The organism is Pedobacter sp. SYP-B3415 (assembly GCF_004138205.1).
Classification (GTDB): domain Bacteria; phylum Bacteroidota; class Bacteroidia; order Sphingobacteriales; family Sphingobacteriaceae; genus Pedobacter.
In genome coordinates this window covers 178,328-192,995 of the sequence record NZ_RXNQ01000035.1, presented here as the reverse complement: position 1 = coordinate 192,995, position 14,668 = coordinate 178,328, and the positions used below count along the sequence as shown (strand labels likewise).

Below are 14,668 nucleotides of genomic sequence, written 5' to 3'. Positions count from 1 at the left end.
TAACCGGCGGTAAAAGGCGCAAGTTAGATATCAGCTTTGGGTTTGAAAAATAATTTTACTGTTTGTAATTGGCCCCGCGTATCAATTTTGATGTCTTGCTCATCGCTTTGTTTTAATGCTTATCCTTGTACAATGAAATCAAAACTGCTGTGTTTCCTGCTTGTTTTTTGTTTCAATGCGGCTGTCGCCCAGTATGATACGCTTGCATTGCGCAAAGTGATGACGCAGATGCAGCTTGAGCTTGTACCCGATGCACGAGACGATTATTTTAGTTATCGTGTACGGAATGACAGCCTCATTTTTGAAACCAGCAATGAAGCGGCGTTTAAAAAAGTTTCGACCGTAATAGCGACCAATTATGCGGCTTTACATGCGCAAATTACCCTGTTGCCCGCTTTAACATCCGGCCTCCCCGAGCGGGGTCTTATTAACGTCTCGGTAAGCAACAACCGCGCTCAACCCAGAAATGCTGCCGAAATGATGACGCAGGGACTCCTGGGTATGCCCGTAGAAATTTTGAAAAGGCAGGGCGGTTACTATATTGTACGTACCCCGGATCATTACGTGTCGTGGGTTGATGCGGCGGCAGTAACGCCGCTGGCTGACGCCGATTTTAAAGCATGGCAGCAATCTGAACGCGTGGTCGTTACCGCCGATTATGCGCATGCACTATCGGAACCACGCCCATCCGCGGCGCGCGTTTCTGATCTCGTTGCCGGCAATATTCTGCAGGTTACCGGCAAAAGGAAACGGTTTACGCAGGTGCGGTTTCCCGATGGGCGCGAAGCTTATGTAGCCAACACCCTTGTCGAACCTTACTATAGGTGGATTGAAACCGCAAAACCCACTGCCGCGAACATTCTGGCGGTTGCCCGTACATTGCTCGGTGTCCCATACCTGTGGGGCGGCACGTCTGTCAAAGGTGTCGATTGCAGCGGTTTTACAAAAACGAGTTTTTTCCTGAACGGCGTGATCATTCCGCGCGATGCTTCCCAGCAGGTTTTGGTTGGAGAAGAAGTGCCCATCCTGACTGCAGATACGCTCGATGTTGCAAAAAGTCTGAAAAATCTGCAGCCGGGCGATCTTCTGTTTTTCTCTGCGGCAAAAAGCCGCGGTGGAAACGGCCGGATCTCTCACACGGCCATATACATGGGTAATGGGGAATTTATCCAGTCGGCCGGGATGGTGCGGATCAACAGCATGATTAAAGACAGCGCAAACTATGACGATTTTCAAAGCCGTACGCTTGTAGCTGCCCGCAGATATATTGGCCAGGCCGGTAGGGCGGGCATTGTACCGGTAGCTGCACACCCCTGGTATAATAACATTCCGTAAAAATTAAAGGTTCGCTGACGGCGAGTCCATGACCAATTCCTCGGCGGTCATTAGTTAACCTGATGTGCAGGCGGCCTGTCTATCCGCCGGAGGCGATAAACACACCCGATTTAGACATTGAAGCGGAAATGCATAATGTCGCCGTCTTCCACAAGATAAGTCTTGCCTTCGACACCCAGCTTGCCGGCTTCCTTACACGCATTCTCAGAGCCCAGGGTAACGAAATCCTGATATTTAATCACTTCTGCCCGGATAAAGCCCTTCTCAAAATCACTGTGAATCACTCCGGCAGCCTGTGGTGCTGTAAATCCTTTGGTAATGGTCCATGCCCGCACTTCCTGAACACCCGCGGTAAAATACGTGTAGAGGTTCAAAAGTTTGTAAGCGGCGCGAATCAGTTTGTTTACCCCGGATTCAGTCAGGCCAAGATCGGCAAGAAATAACTGACGTTCCTCGTAACTTTCCAGTTCCGCAATTTCAGATTCGATTTTAGCAGAAATAACCAGTACTTCAGCTTTTTCATCTTTCACAGCGTCTTTAACAAGGTTCACGTAATTGTTGCCCTCAACTACAGACGTTTCTTCAACATTACAAACGTACAGGACAGGCTTTTGCGTAAGCAATCCCAATTCTTCTATAAACAGGAAATCTTCATCAGAGAGCGCTGCCGTACGAACCGATTTTCCGCTTTCAAGGTGAGTCTTGACAACAGACAGGATATCAAAGGTCTTTTTTGCTTCCTTATTGCCGCCGGTCTTTGCCATTTTCTCGACTTTCTGAATGCGTTTCTCAACGGTGTCCAGGTCTTTCAGCTGCAATTCGGTATCAATGATTTCCTTATCGCGAATCGGATCAACCGAACCATCAACGTGTATTACATTGCCGTCATCAAAACAGCGAAGCACATGTATAATTGCATTGGTGGCGCGAATGTTACCAAGAAACTGGTTTCCGAGACCTTCTCCTTTAGAGGCACCCTTTACCAGGCCGGCAATATCAACAATCTCTATCGTATTCGGCACTACACGCTGTGGCTGCACCAGTTCTGCAAGCCTGGTCAGGCGATCATCAGGAACCGTAATTACACCGACGTTCGGTTCGATGGTACAGAAAGGAAAGTTTGCCGCCTGCGCTTTTGCATTCGAAAGACAGTTAAACAGAGTTGATTTGCCTACGTTGGGAAGACCAACGATGCCACATTGTAAAGCCATGTATATTTTATATATATCTGCCGGAAAAGAAGATTTGATTCTATTCCTGTTTGAAACGGGTGCAAAGATAAGAGATTTTAACTGCGTTGTGAAAAAATCGCTTCCGGGGCTGTACTTATTTTGGTATGTTTAGCCGCTAAATAAAAACACATGAGCGAATTTGAATCACCTTCCGCAGAGCAGCATCCGCAACTGATCGTTACGGAAGACATGCGAAGCAACCTGTACGAAATAGGCCGTTGGTCCAGGTTTCTGGCCGTTATCGGGTTCGTTCTTACGTTTTTTATGGTGGTTGGCGCCTTCGGCATCAGCGCGCTCCTCAACACCGATGCAAGGGTTGCAGCGCAGCTGGGGCCACTGGCTCAGTTGGGCGGCACGGGCATTATGGTAATTTACCTGCTTATCGGGCTATTGTTTTTTTACCCGAGCCTGTTGCTTTTCAAATATTCATCGGCATCTGCAGAAGGCGTACTGTATGGCGACCAGGAAAGCCTTAACCTGGCTATTTCCCGCCTGAAATCCCTGTTCAAGTTTTGGGGAGTAGCAACAATTATTGGCATTGTCTTGTACGTGCTGTCGCTGCTATCGGTTATGTTTTTGCCAGGCGCGGCAGCTTAACCAGCTTAAGCTGTATAACGGGCAACCATCTCAATAAGCCCGTCAATATCAAAGGGTTTTGGTAAAAAACCGTCTGCTTTGATCTCTTCCGCAATTCGCCTGCCTTCGCTGCTGGCAGAGATGATGATGATCGGAATGTTTTGCAGCTCAGCATCGCTTTTAACAAAACGTGTGATGTCTTCGCCAGAAAGATCTGGCATCCAAAGGTCGAGAAGAAGCAGGTCCGGCTTTACCTGTCTGATCACATCGTAGATTTGTGTGCTTTCAATAACCGGTGTTACCTCATATCCGCTGTCTTCGAGTACAAGCGTAGTTACATCGAGGATGGCCTCGTCGTCATCACAGACGAGTACTTTCTTAACGGTCATTTGAAGGCCTCCTTTCAGAAAATGTCGCTTTTAACCCGGAATAACCAGACTTAAGTTTACTAGAATAAGCGTGCGGTGCAAACGCAAAGATCATAATTACGGAAGTTGCTGAATACAAGTTAAACAGCTAAGGTCTGTTTTTATGTTCAAACATGCAACGTCAGCACTCAATTAATTCATTCTTTTCGATGCCCAGGTTGATAACCCGTTGGGGAAACCGGGCCGCGTGCGCAAATAACAGATTGAGGATGTAGCGGTTGGATGGATAGGGCGTAAGGTAACTTTTTAGTTCGTTTACATGTCCGTATTCAATATCATTTGAGATATAACCCATTCCATAGAAACGCCCGCGCTCAATCCAGAGACAGGCAGATTCCTCCGGATTTCGTCCCTGCTCCCTTATCAAAAAAGATGGCAGCGCAAGTTCTGTTTGTTCAAGTGCAGCATTCACGCGGCGATTGTATGATGCTGCAGACTCATGGCCGGTACAAGCGCCGCTGCATTTTCCGGTTGCCACGGCCTGGCATGCGCCGCTTGTTTTATGAATGAAAGAAAGTTTGTGGCAAAGATCATAGTCTTCTACCAAGCGCTGCAGAAAATTTTGCCCCTCAGCGATTGTCGAGAAATCATATAGCGCCATATGATTCTTGCGGCTTTTGTCGATGCCAAGCCTGAGGTAACCCCGCTGGTCCTCGAAAATGTATAATTCATATTTATGCTCGTAGCGCTTCATGGCCCGGTTGTTCTCGGGCCAATACCGTTTAATCTCGGTAGCCTCGAGAATGAGTGCCATTAGTTCGCTGCCGCAAACCTGGTGCTCAATGGCGTAGATATTTTTCAGGAATTCCTGGCGCTGCCGCGATTTGCTGTTGCCGCTGAAATGGCTGCTTACCCGTTTTCTCAGGTTCAACGCTTTGCCGATATACAGGATTTTGCCCTTAGCGCTCTTGAAATAATACACCCCGGGCAGATCGGGTAACGACAAAAAGTCTTGTTTGTTCAGATTAGGCGGCAGATTCTGTTCCTTCGAGCCACGTTTAAGCATGCCGGCAATAACATCTTCTGCATCAGCTGCCAGTAATTTGCCAAATAAAATCGCTGTTGCACGCGCATCGCCCGCGGCACGGTGCCTTTGCAGGATCTGGATGCCGAGCGACTGGCATAATCTGCCGAGGCTGTAGGAGGGAAGACCAGGCAGAATTTTTCTGCCGAGCCGCACCGTACATAGTTTTGGTCTGTCCAGCCTGAATCCGCTCAGCGCGAACTGGTGCCGTAAAAATGAATAGTCAAAGTTTACATTGTGCGCTACAAAAACTTTCCCTTCTAATATTCTGAACAGATCGGCTGCAACCTCATGGAAATAGGGGGCCTCAGCAACCATGTCATTGTCGATACCAGTTAAAGCGGTGATGTGTGAAGGGATATGCTGGCCGGGGTTAACCAGGGTCTGATATGTATCAATGATGTCGTTTCCGTCATGAACAAAAACGGCAACTTCGGTTATCGCATGCGCAGACGCATACCCACCCGTAGTTTCGATATCGACAACAGCGTAAAGCATGATTCGAAGTTACGAAACATGCTAAAAGAATTAGCAATAAATTTAAAATTATTTAGGCAGCAGCGCGTAGATCTTATCCATCAGCGCGTCGATGTCAAAAGGCTTGGCAAGAAAGTCATTGGCTTTTAACCCGCCTTCGTCGTAATTGCCGGAATGGTAGCGGGCTGAGATCATCAGCACCGGAATATCAGCCGTCTGTTCGTTGCTCCGCAACTCCTTTAATAAGGTTCGGCCGTCACTGTCCGGAAGCATGATATCCATTACGATCACATGAGGCTGAAATGTCTCTATATGATGCATCATTTCCAGACCCCTGTTCAGGCCCGAGACCTCGAAAGCTTCACTTTGCAGAATGAGCGTTATGACATCTAAAATGGCATGGTTATCCTCGATAACCAGTATTTTTTTCTTTAGCAATGGATGTGTTTAGTAATCTTATGATAAACTTCTACAAAGATATTAATCAGATTGATTAATCAAATAGCCAAATTACATAGCAAAATGCACAGGCTTCATAAAAAAAACGGAGATATCCAGAATGGATACCCCCGTCATCTAAATTAACGCTCTCGGTCGGGTTAGTTACAAAGGCGATGCCAAAAATTGCCTTTATAGTTAATTTACCGATCTCTGGGCAATCTTTTTATTTAAACTGTTGACTTGCAGACAGGAAAAAAATATCACGGTTGCAAGCCGGCGTTTGTCACCTGTTTTCATCTGCGCACGGTCGGCTCGATTTTACCGGGTTTGGTTGGTTGTTCTGTTATGCTGTCCTGTTTTTGTGTCTTTTTATCATTTATGCTGTATGTTTTTGTATACATGTTGTCCGAAGGTCAAAGTCTGCTGACTAAAGACATTCCTGCAGTGTTTGTAACTTTTGGTGGCTTTCCGTTCGTCAGGGTTTGATTTTTTACAAATACTGATAGTTTTGTAAACTTAAATCCAATGCATGACTACATTCACGGTTGATCTCAGCAATTGTGACAGAGAACCGATTCAGATCCCCGGCAAAATTCAACCGCATGGCTTTGTCGTGGCCGTTGACAAAAAATCAATGACCATCACAGCCGTAAGTGCTAATTTGCATAACTGGCTTCCTGCTGATGCGGCATCAATGACAGGTAAGCCGCTTTCAGTTTTTGAGCATTTGTTAAACGAGCAGGACGAAAATTTGTCGCTCGGTCAGCTCTTACAGCTGGGCTTACAGCGTCAGAATTTTGACGCCATTAATCCACATGGAATTACGGTAGGCGGCACATCTTTCTATCTTATCGTAAGTATGCATGAAGATGTCGTGCTTCTTGAATTTGAACCGGTCAGTCTGGACTATGATATTCAAAGTTCAGTAGGGCGTTCGGCTTCCGCGATGCTGGGGGGCAAAAACCTTCAGACTTTACTGCAAAGTGCGGCTACTGAAATCAAAAGAATTATCGGTTACGACCGGGTTATGATCTATAAATTTCTCGAAGACGGCCATGGGGAAGTTGTTGCTGAGGATAAAGAAGATCAACTGGAGCCCTTTTTCGGACTCCATTACCCGGCCAGCGACATACCGAAGCAAGCCCGTGCGCTTTACAAATTGAATCTGACCAGGCTGATTGCCGATGTCAATGCAAGCGATGCGGCACTGCTTGCTGTTAGCAGTGAGCCGATAGATTTGACTTACAGTCAGCTTCGTGCCGTCTCGCCCATTCACATCCAGTACCTCAAAAATATGGGTGTTGCGTCGAGCTTTAGTATTTCACTGATTACGCATGGTGAATTGTGGGGCCTCGTTGCCTGCCATAACTATTCGCCAAAATATATCGATTACAAAGCGCGCGAAGGGTCCAAGCTGCTTGGCCAGATTCTCTCTTCTGCGCTCGAGTATCGCCAGGATGAAGAAGACGCAGATAAGGTTGCAGCGTTCAAAGAAAGCACAGCTTTTCTTTCTGCGCACCTGACAAAAGATAAAAATCTTATCGACGCGCTTACAAGCCACAGCCGCACCCTGCTTGATTGTACGCTTGCCGGCGGAGCTGCCCTGCTTTTTGAAAACACGTTGACGCTGATCGGTCAGACGCCTTCTGAGGCGGAAGTAACTGCACTCGCTGCATGGCTGAAGCAGAATATGGCCGACTCCATATACCATACGCACCAGCTTCCGGAAGTTTTCAAATCGGCAGCGGCCTATAAAGATACTGCGGCCGGTGTGCTCGCCTGTCTGATCAGCCGCGAGCTCAATGAGATGATGATCTGGTTTAAGCCGGAAAGAATAACACAAGTGCAGTGGGCCGGCAACCCGGAGAAACCTGCTGAGCCCGATGCAGATGGTGTGCTGCAACTTTCACCACGCAAGTCTTTCGATAGCTGGACACAACAGGTTAATAATACTTCTGCCCGCTGGACACCGGAGGAAATTACTTCGGTACTGGCGCTCCGCGAGATTGTTATTGCTGACATCAATAACAAAGCGACCGCTATCAGAACCCTGAATGAAAAACTTCAGGCCGCTTACGAAGAGCTCGATACCTTCAGTTACACGATTTCTCATGATCTCCGCACGCCGATCACATCTGTGCGGACTTATGCAGAGATGTTGCTGAAAACGAATCCGCAGTTTGACACCAGCTCGAAAAAAATGGTCGAACGGATCATCGCCGGAACGGATAAAATGAATTTCCTGATCCGTGAAGTATTAAATCTTTCAAAAGTCGGGCGGGCCGAAATTGATATGGCTGAGGTGAATATGGGGCCGCTTCTTCAGGAAATTGCTGCAGAGATCAGGGCGGCTATGAAGACAGGAGAGCAGACAATTGAAATTGGCAATACGCCGGCTCTTCGTGGTGACCGCACCATGCTCAGTCAGGTGTTCTCGAATATCATAGGCAACGGTGTAAAATATTCCTCGAAAAACCCCGCCCCGAAAGTCCGGGTAAACGGAGAGATACAAGGTGCTGAGACTATCTACAGTATTTCAGACAATGGCATAGGAATTGACATCAGCTATTACGAAAGAGTTTTTGAGCTTTTCAAGCGCATGGACAATGTCCAAGATATAGATGGAACCGGCGTTGGCCTCGCAATTGTAAAACGCATTGTAGAGCGGCACCAGGGACGTGTTTGGTTTGAAAGTAAACTTGGAAGCGGTACCACATTTTTTGTGGCATTCAGAAACAGACAGGAGGATATACAGTGAAAACACCAGATATTTTTTATGTAGAGGATGATCCCGATTACGTGTTTTTTATGGAAAATGCGGTTCAGGAAGTTGGAGATAATCTTATTTTAACTGTTGCAGCAGACGGACAGGAGGCCATCCGGTCATTGAGGAAATTCGTAGAAGAACATACAATTCCTAAACTTATTCTGCTTGACCTGAATCTGCCGAACATCTCTGGTTTGGATATCCTTAGGTTTATTCGCGAAATTCCTGCAATGAAGACAGTTCCCGTTCTGTTGTTCTCTACATCAGACAGTCCAAAAGACGTCAGGGCCTCGATAGAATTCGGCGCGAATGCCTATGTCACCAAGCCAGACGGTTATGATAAACTTTTGCAATGCGTGGACTCGGTGCAGAAATTCTGGTTTAACCACCACCTTCACGTAAACTAAGCCCCGTTCCGTTCCGCTATTTTAATGATTGCACAGCTGTTACGTACTGAAACTGCCGCCCGCCATAAGGCGCTTGAGTCGGCTATGTTTGTAGATGAAATTATGTCGCGCAGGCTTAACCTCTCACAATACCGTCAAATTCTTGCGGTGAACCTGCTTGCGCATGAGTTGATTGAACCACCACTATTTAATGTTATGGATCAGGAGCTGGCGCAACGGCTCGATCTCAAATCGCGCGAAAAACTTCCTGCGCTCCGCCAGGATGCTGCAGGAGCAGGAATCGACACTGCTGCGCTTCCGCACGTTGATACAGGGCAAATCTTTATACCGGCAGACTCAAAGCCCGCTCAGCTGGGTACATTGTATGTGCTGGAAGGGGCTACACTAGGAGGAAATGTAATCAGGAAACAGCTGCTTCAGAACGATGAGTTTGCGGGGCTCGACTTTGCCTATTACGGAATTTATGGAGATCAGCTGGCTGAAAAGTGGAAAACGTTCCAGGCGGTTCTTGAGGCTGAGGTCCAATCTCCGGCCGATGCCGAAATTTGCCTGCATGCAGCTAATTCAACTTTCGACAGTCTGATCCGTCTTATGCATACCGTGCAGGCTGCAGGTCCGGCTAAATCTTAATCGAATTTTACTGCGTGTGCTAAGCTACCTTTCGATTGACTACAACTCCTCGTTGTAGTTTCATGTTTAATTATCTTTAATTTCCTTTATCTTTCCCGAACATGGCCTGTTTTTCAGCGCAATCAGGTCAACTCTGTAACAAGTTTAAAAAAAATTTGCATTACGAATAATTATGTATAGTTTCGTTTTGTTGTTTAACTGATTGTGATCGAAACAGATCATAATTTTTGGGAAGCATGAGATCAACCAGTATAAACTTGTAAAATTGAGCATTTATCTGAACCCGGCAATAGCGGTGGCTCTTCCCGGAGAAGCAACCATTTGGGTTGTTAAAGTTCTCTTTATTTTACCAAAACATATAATTAACAATATCTTATCAATATGCTGTAAGACAGCAGGGTTGTAGATCGAAATTAAACGAAATAACGCTATTTATTAATCTTCTATTTTAATTTATGAATCAAAATTCTACTCAAGCTTTTACTGACCGTAAGCTCCTGACTACAGGAGCGATGCGTTCCGGAAGCCTGCATCCGGGAACCAGCGCGACTGGTTCGGGTGGGAGCGGTTTCCGGCGGCAATTGCTCATTGCTTTTCTGCTTGTTATGTCGGGTTTGGGGGTCAAGGCCCAAAATCTGGTTGTAAAAGGGAGGGTAGTGGACGATACCGATAACAGTGCCGTGATCGGCGTAAACATTATGAATGCCCAGAAACAGGTGCTGGGAACATCAGATGTGAACGGTGCATTTTCGGTTTCGGTTCCATCCGGCGGACAGGTAACCTTCAGTATTGTTGGTTATACCCAGGTTAGCCGCAGTTTTACCACTGCAGCGCAAAATGTGGTGGTTCGCATGAAGCCAGCCAGCAACGCGCTCGATGAAGTCGTTGTAACGGCTTTGGGTATTAAACGCGAAGAGCGGTCGCTGGGGTATGCTGTAACGAAAGTAGACAGCGCAGACCTGACGCGCGCCGTTTCCAGCAACTGGACGGATGCACTTTCAGGCAAGGTGGCCGGTCTGAACCTTGTACGCTCAAACAGCGGTCCGGCGGGTTCAAACAAGATCATTCTTCGCGGTGAAAACAATCTGACCGGCGACAACGAAGCGCTGATTGTGGTAGATGGCGTTGTGATCAACAACAGCGGCGGCCGCAGGTCTGCCAATGGCTCAGACAATGTTTACGGTACCGGAAGTGATAACATGCCTGCCGACTACGGAAGTTCAATAAACGACATCAATCCTGAAGATATTGAAAGCGTATCGGTTCTGAAAGGTCCGGGTGCGGCAGCATTATACGGCCAGCGCGGTGCAAACGGTGCCATCATCATCACGACCAAATCAGGAAGCGCGAAGAACAAGAAAAATAAAATCGGAATCAAGTTCACATCAAACGGTTCGCTCGAATCGGTAAACCGCTGGCCGGATCTTCAATATGAGTACGGTCAGGGGACCGACGGCGCAGCCTATTACTCTTACGAGACCGGGCCAGACGGACCAAGTACCAGTGGAACCAGCTCTGCTTACGGCCCCCGCTTCGATCCGTCGCTGTTATTTTACCAATATGACCCGATTACGCAAACACGCTCAACAACGCGTACGCCCTGGGTTCCGTATACAAATCAAATTCGCGAATTCTTTAACACCGGCAGAAACCTGACCAACTCCCTTAGTATTGATACCCGCGTTGGCAGCACAGTAGGTCGTTTGTCGCTAACAAACCAGGAAAACACCTGGATCATTCCAAACACCGGTTTTGAACGTACTACCGTTGCCTTGTCTACATCAACTGATATCACAAAGAAGTTGAAGTTTACTACAAAAATCAATTATGGCAACCGCTACAGCGATAACCTTCCCGGTGCAGGTTATGGCAACCAGTCGCTTATGTACTGGTTCATTTTCTGGCAACCGAATGCTGACCTCAACTGGTTAAAAAATTACTGGCAGAATGGCAAGGAAAACCAGGCCATTGAATATCCGTTCAGTTCCTTTCCCGAAAACCCGTATGCTATATCAAACGAGTTTATCAACAGGACCGGTCGTCATAACGTAACAGCCAACGTAACGGCGTCTTACCAGTTTACAAAAGAGCTAAGTCTGCAGTTGCGTTCCACCCTTGACTGGGTTGGCGAGCAGCGTGCGCAGGATCGTCCTTACGATGCAGGCAGCAAATTACTGTACGGCTCGCACCGTGAACAGAGAATCCGTGGTAACGAAACAAACAATGAATTTCTGGTTCGTTATAACAAGAAGCTTAAAAACAAGATCGACATCAGTGCACTTGCAGGTGGCAGCCAGCTGAAAAACCGGTACAACCGGTCTGACCTTCGTGCAGACGGTCTGGTTATACCAAAACTATACGAGCTTACCAACAACCGTTTTGCTATTGTGTCGATTCCTGATACGAGCCGGTATAACATCAACAGCTTGTATGGAAGCGTGTCATTTGGTTATAAAAACTTTTTATATGCAGATGTAACCGGCCGGCAGGATTGGAGCAGCGTACTGGCAACGGCTACCCGTACAGACAATGTTGGTTTCTTTTATCCATCGGTCAGCGGTAGTTTTGTGCTGTCTGAAGTTGCTAAAATGCCGCAAGCCATTTCGTTTGCAAAACTGCGCGCATCGCTTTCACAAGTGGGCAGCGGCGGTACGACTCCTTACCGCACAGCGTATACTTATTCTCTGGCCGCAAGCGGACAATATCCTGACAGCGCGCTGCAAAACCCATCTATCCTGCCAAACCCGGATCTGAAACCATTAAAGACGACGACCTTTGAGGTTGGTGCGGAAGTTCAGTTCTTCAAGAACCGCCTGTCGCTTGACCTGGCTTATTATATGGGCAACACAAAAAATCAGATTCTGAGCAGGGTAATCGACAGATCGTCTGGTTATTCGCAGGCTATCATCAATGCGGGCCGCGTAGACAATACCGGATTTGAAGCATCGGTGAATGGTACGATTGTACAGGGCAGGGGCAAAGCTTTCAACTGGCGGATGTTTGCAACCTTTTCAACGAACAAAAATGAGATCAAAGAGCTGGTAGACACTTCTGTCATCCTGCGCACAGGTCCTGTGGCAGGTGGCCAGATCGTTGCAAAGGTGGGCGGCGCCATGGGCGATTTGTATGGCCGTGGTTATGTTCGTGATCCGCAGGGCAATGTGGTTTACGATGCCAATACCGGTTTCGCAAGAATTACCAGTGACGTCGTGTATCTGGGCAATACAATTCCAAAGTACCGCGCGTCTATCGGAACCGAGTTTGCCTATCAGAATTTTAGCCTGAATGTTTTGTTTGACGCCCAGGCCGGAGCCGTTGGTCACTCGCTGACCAACTACAAACTGGTAGAGCAGGGTAAAACAACCAACACCTTACCCGGTCGCTATAGCGGCATTATCGGCAACGGTGTGGTGCAGAATCCAGACGGCTCATACCGTGTTAACGATGTCGTGGCCACCGATATAGACGAGTACTACCGCTCACATATGGGTACAGACAATGGCGAAGGAAATACCTTTAGTACAGATTATATCAAATTTCGTGAAGCGAGCCTGAATTATAAGTTTACGCCGCGCGTAGCCAAGTCGCTCGGACTAAATTCAATGAGCGTAGGCGTATACGGCCGTAACCTTTTCATCTGGTCGCCATGGCCAATGTTCGATCCTGAATTTGGAACCCTGGCGGGAAGTGATATTGTACAGGGTTTTGAGGTGGCTCAGTTCCCGTCGACCCGGAGCTTCGGATTTAACTTCGTAATAGGCATTTAATTCTTACAGGAGACATGAAAAAAATAAAATACACAGCATTAGGGAGTATGATTGTGGTGAGCGCGCTGCTTGGTTCGTGCGATAAGAATTTCACCGAGATCAATAAAGATCCGATCAATATTGTAGAAACGACGCCGGAAAAACTTCTTGCACCGGCGTTGGTTAACGTCATGAATGCGAACATGCTTCGCAATCGTAATTTTAATAACGAACTCATGCAGGTTACCGTGACCATCAGCGACGGTGACGCAACAGTTTTTCGTTATGAGTTCAGAAATACGTTTTCAGATAATCTTTGGAACAGCTGGTACCCGCAGCTTACCAACCTGAAAGACGTATATGCACTTGCTTCTGCCGGGAAAGCTGCGAATAAATCGTACCAGGGCATATCGCTTGTTGCACAGAGCTGGGTATCATCTATGCTGACCGATACCTATGGTGATGTTCCTTATAGCGAAGCCAATAAAGGGAAAGAAGGCTTGCTGGAGCCGGTGTTCGACAAACAAAAAGACATCTATCTTGATATGTTCAAAAAGCTGGAAGAAGCAAATACACTTCTGGCTGCAGGCACAGCAATCAAAGCAACTTCAGATCCTGTCTTTAAGGGAGACATCGGCAAATGGCGCAGATTCTGTAATTCCCTTTACCTGCGGCTGCTGCTGCGGGTGTCGGGTAAATCTGAAGTATCCGCACAATGCATAGCAAAAATCAAGGAAATTGTAGAAACGAATGCCGCGAATTATCCTGTTATGGGAAGCAATTCAGATGTGGCCATAATCAGGTGGAACGGCGGGACAAACACCACAGATCCTTTTACTTCGCCGTTCGTAAACGGTGTAAGGGCGCAGGATTTCCGTGCACCGTCAATGGCCAGCTTCTTTATTGACCGGTTGAGAGACTGGGGCGATCCGAGGATTGATAACAGCGCAAAATGGGGCAACAGCGGTGTGAATCGCCTGGGTATCTCGCAGGGGCCAAACGGTTATTCGGGTGTTCCAAGCGGATATGCGGTTGGTTCAGGATTTCTCCGCCAGGCCTACTTTATATCTTCTGACGATGCAACAAACGGAACGCGTTCACTGCAGGTTAACCCACTAACCGGGATTCTTATGACTTATGCAGAGCTGCAATTTATTCTTGCCGAAGCTTCCGTTAAAGGCTGGATTACCGGATCTGCTGAACAGTATTATTACCGCGGCATGGCTGCGGCCATAAATTACTGGGTGCCAAACTTCCCGGCAAACCCTGCTGATGCGGCTTTTGTCGAATACGTGGACGCAGCAGACCTTACCTGGGACCCTGCAGGCTCACTTGATAACAAAATGGAGCAAATCCACATTCAGAAATATTACAGCCTGTTCTGCACAGATCTGCAGCAATGGTTTGAATACCGGAGAACCGGTCATCCGGTACTGCCTAAAGGGCCTGGCCTGAGAAATGGCGGCGTAATGCCGGCGCGCATGGTTTATCCCGTTTACGTACAATCGGCAAATCCCACAAATTACCGCAACGCGGTAGCGGGACAGGGCGCGGATCTTATCTCAACAAATGTTTGGTGGCAAAAGGCCAACTAATTATATAGAC

The 14,668-nt window shown here is 47.4% G+C and carries 11 protein-coding genes; 7 read left to right on the top strand and 4 right to left on the bottom strand.

The window, feature by feature from the left end; all coding sequences use genetic code 11:
* Positions 1 to 132: 132 nt before the first annotated feature.
* Positions 133 to 1,335, top strand: coding sequence for an NlpC/P60 family protein (locus EJV45_RS16970; RefSeq protein ID WP_165305095.1), 1,203 nt, complete (start codon positions 133 to 135; stop codon positions 1,333 to 1,335).
* Between the two features lie 110 nt (positions 1,336 to 1,445).
* Here the strand turns inward: EJV45_RS16970 and ychF are convergent, their stop codons facing one another.
* Positions 1,446 to 2,546 carry a redox-regulated ATPase YchF gene (gene ychF, locus EJV45_RS16965; protein ID WP_129717568.1) on the bottom strand — a complete coding sequence of 367 codons (1,101 nt, stop codon included), beginning with the start codon at positions 2,544 to 2,546 and terminating at the stop codon, positions 1,446 to 1,448.
* A 150-nt stretch (positions 2,547 to 2,696) separates the two neighbouring features.
* Here ychF and EJV45_RS16960 point away from each other — a divergent pair, with 150 nt between their 5' ends.
* Complete coding sequence (locus tag EJV45_RS16960) at positions 2,697 to 3,164, top strand: DUF5362 family protein (protein WP_129717566.1); 468 nt, start codon at positions 2,697 to 2,699, stop codon at positions 3,162 to 3,164.
* Between the two features lie 5 nt (positions 3,165 to 3,169).
* On the opposite strand, the gene EJV45_RS16955 is transcribed toward EJV45_RS16960, so the two are convergent.
* The 3 genes from EJV45_RS16955 to EJV45_RS16945 all read right to left on the bottom strand — a co-directional run bounded on the left by EJV45_RS16955 (position 3,170) and on the right by EJV45_RS16945 (position 5,510).
* A complete protein-coding gene (locus EJV45_RS16955) occupies positions 3,170 to 3,532 on the bottom strand; it encodes a PleD family two-component system response regulator (protein ID WP_129717564.1) in 363 nt (120 codons plus the stop codon).
* A gap of 160 nt (positions 3,533 to 3,692) precedes the next feature.
* On the bottom strand, positions 3,693 to 5,093 hold the full coding sequence (locus EJV45_RS16950) for an exonuclease domain-containing protein (protein WP_129717562.1): 1,401 nt from the start codon (positions 5,091 to 5,093) through the stop codon (positions 3,693 to 3,695).
* A gap of 48 nt (positions 5,094 to 5,141) precedes the next feature.
* A complete protein-coding gene (locus EJV45_RS16945; RefSeq protein WP_129717560.1) occupies positions 5,142 to 5,510 on the bottom strand; it encodes a response regulator transcription factor in 369 nt (122 codons plus the stop codon).
* A gap of 532 nt (positions 5,511 to 6,042) precedes the next feature.
* Here EJV45_RS16945 and EJV45_RS16940 point away from each other — a divergent pair.
* From EJV45_RS16940 to EJV45_RS16920, 5 genes are all read left to right on the top strand, one after another.
* Positions 6,043 to 8,271: an ATP-binding protein gene (locus EJV45_RS16940; RefSeq protein ID WP_129717558.1), complete on the top strand. Its 2,229-nt coding sequence runs from the start codon at positions 6,043 to 6,045 to the stop codon at positions 8,269 to 8,271.
* The gene (locus EJV45_RS16935) at positions 8,268 to 8,687 is read left to right on the top strand and encodes a response regulator (protein WP_129717556.1); all 420 of its coding nucleotides are present in this window, start codon (positions 8,268 to 8,270) and stop codon (positions 8,685 to 8,687) included. Before EJV45_RS16940 ends, EJV45_RS16935 begins: the two co-directional genes overlap by 4 nt.
* 24 nt (positions 8,688 to 8,711) lie before the next feature.
* Entirely contained in the window at positions 8,712 to 9,317 is a 606-nt protein-coding gene (locus EJV45_RS16930) for a biliverdin-producing heme oxygenase (protein WP_129717554.1), read from the top strand.
* 455 nt (positions 9,318 to 9,772) lie between these two features.
* On the top strand, positions 9,773 to 13,084 hold the full coding sequence (locus EJV45_RS16925; protein WP_240755320.1) for a SusC/RagA family TonB-linked outer membrane protein: 3,312 nt from the start codon (positions 9,773 to 9,775) through the stop codon (positions 13,082 to 13,084).
* A gap of 14 nt (positions 13,085 to 13,098) precedes the next feature.
* A complete protein-coding gene (locus EJV45_RS16920; RefSeq protein WP_129717552.1) occupies positions 13,099 to 14,658 on the top strand; it encodes a SusD/RagB family nutrient-binding outer membrane lipoprotein in 1,560 nt (519 codons plus the stop codon).
* Positions 14,659 to 14,668 lie beyond the last annotated feature (10 nt).

Coding starts and splice junctions, on each gene's coding strand:
- EJV45_RS16955 (WP_129717564.1), bottom strand. CDS start 3,532: ATGACCGTTAAGAAAGTACTCGTCTGTGATGACGACGAGGCCATCCTC.
- ychF (WP_129717568.1), bottom strand. CDS start 2,546: ATGGCTTTACAATGTGGCATCGTTGGTCTTCCCAACGTAGGCAAATCA.
- EJV45_RS16930 (WP_129717554.1), top strand. CDS start 8,712: ATGATTGCACAGCTGTTACGTACTGAAACTGCCGCCCGCCATAAGGCG.
- EJV45_RS16960 (WP_129717566.1), top strand. CDS start 2,697: ATGAGCGAATTTGAATCACCTTCCGCAGAGCAGCATCCGCAACTGATC.
- EJV45_RS16920 (WP_129717552.1), top strand. CDS start 13,099: ATGAAAAAAATAAAATACACAGCATTAGGGAGTATGATTGTGGTGAGC.
- EJV45_RS16950 (WP_129717562.1), bottom strand. CDS start 5,093: ATGCTTTACGCTGTTGTCGATATCGAAACTACGGGTGGGTATGCGTCT.
- EJV45_RS16925 (WP_240755320.1), top strand. CDS start 9,773: ATGAATCAAAATTCTACTCAAGCTTTTACTGACCGTAAGCTCCTGACT.
- EJV45_RS16940 (WP_129717558.1), top strand. CDS start 6,043: ATGACTACATTCACGGTTGATCTCAGCAATTGTGACAGAGAACCGATT.
- EJV45_RS16970 (WP_165305095.1), top strand. CDS start 133: ATGAAATCAAAACTGCTGTGTTTCCTGCTTGTTTTTTGTTTCAATGCG.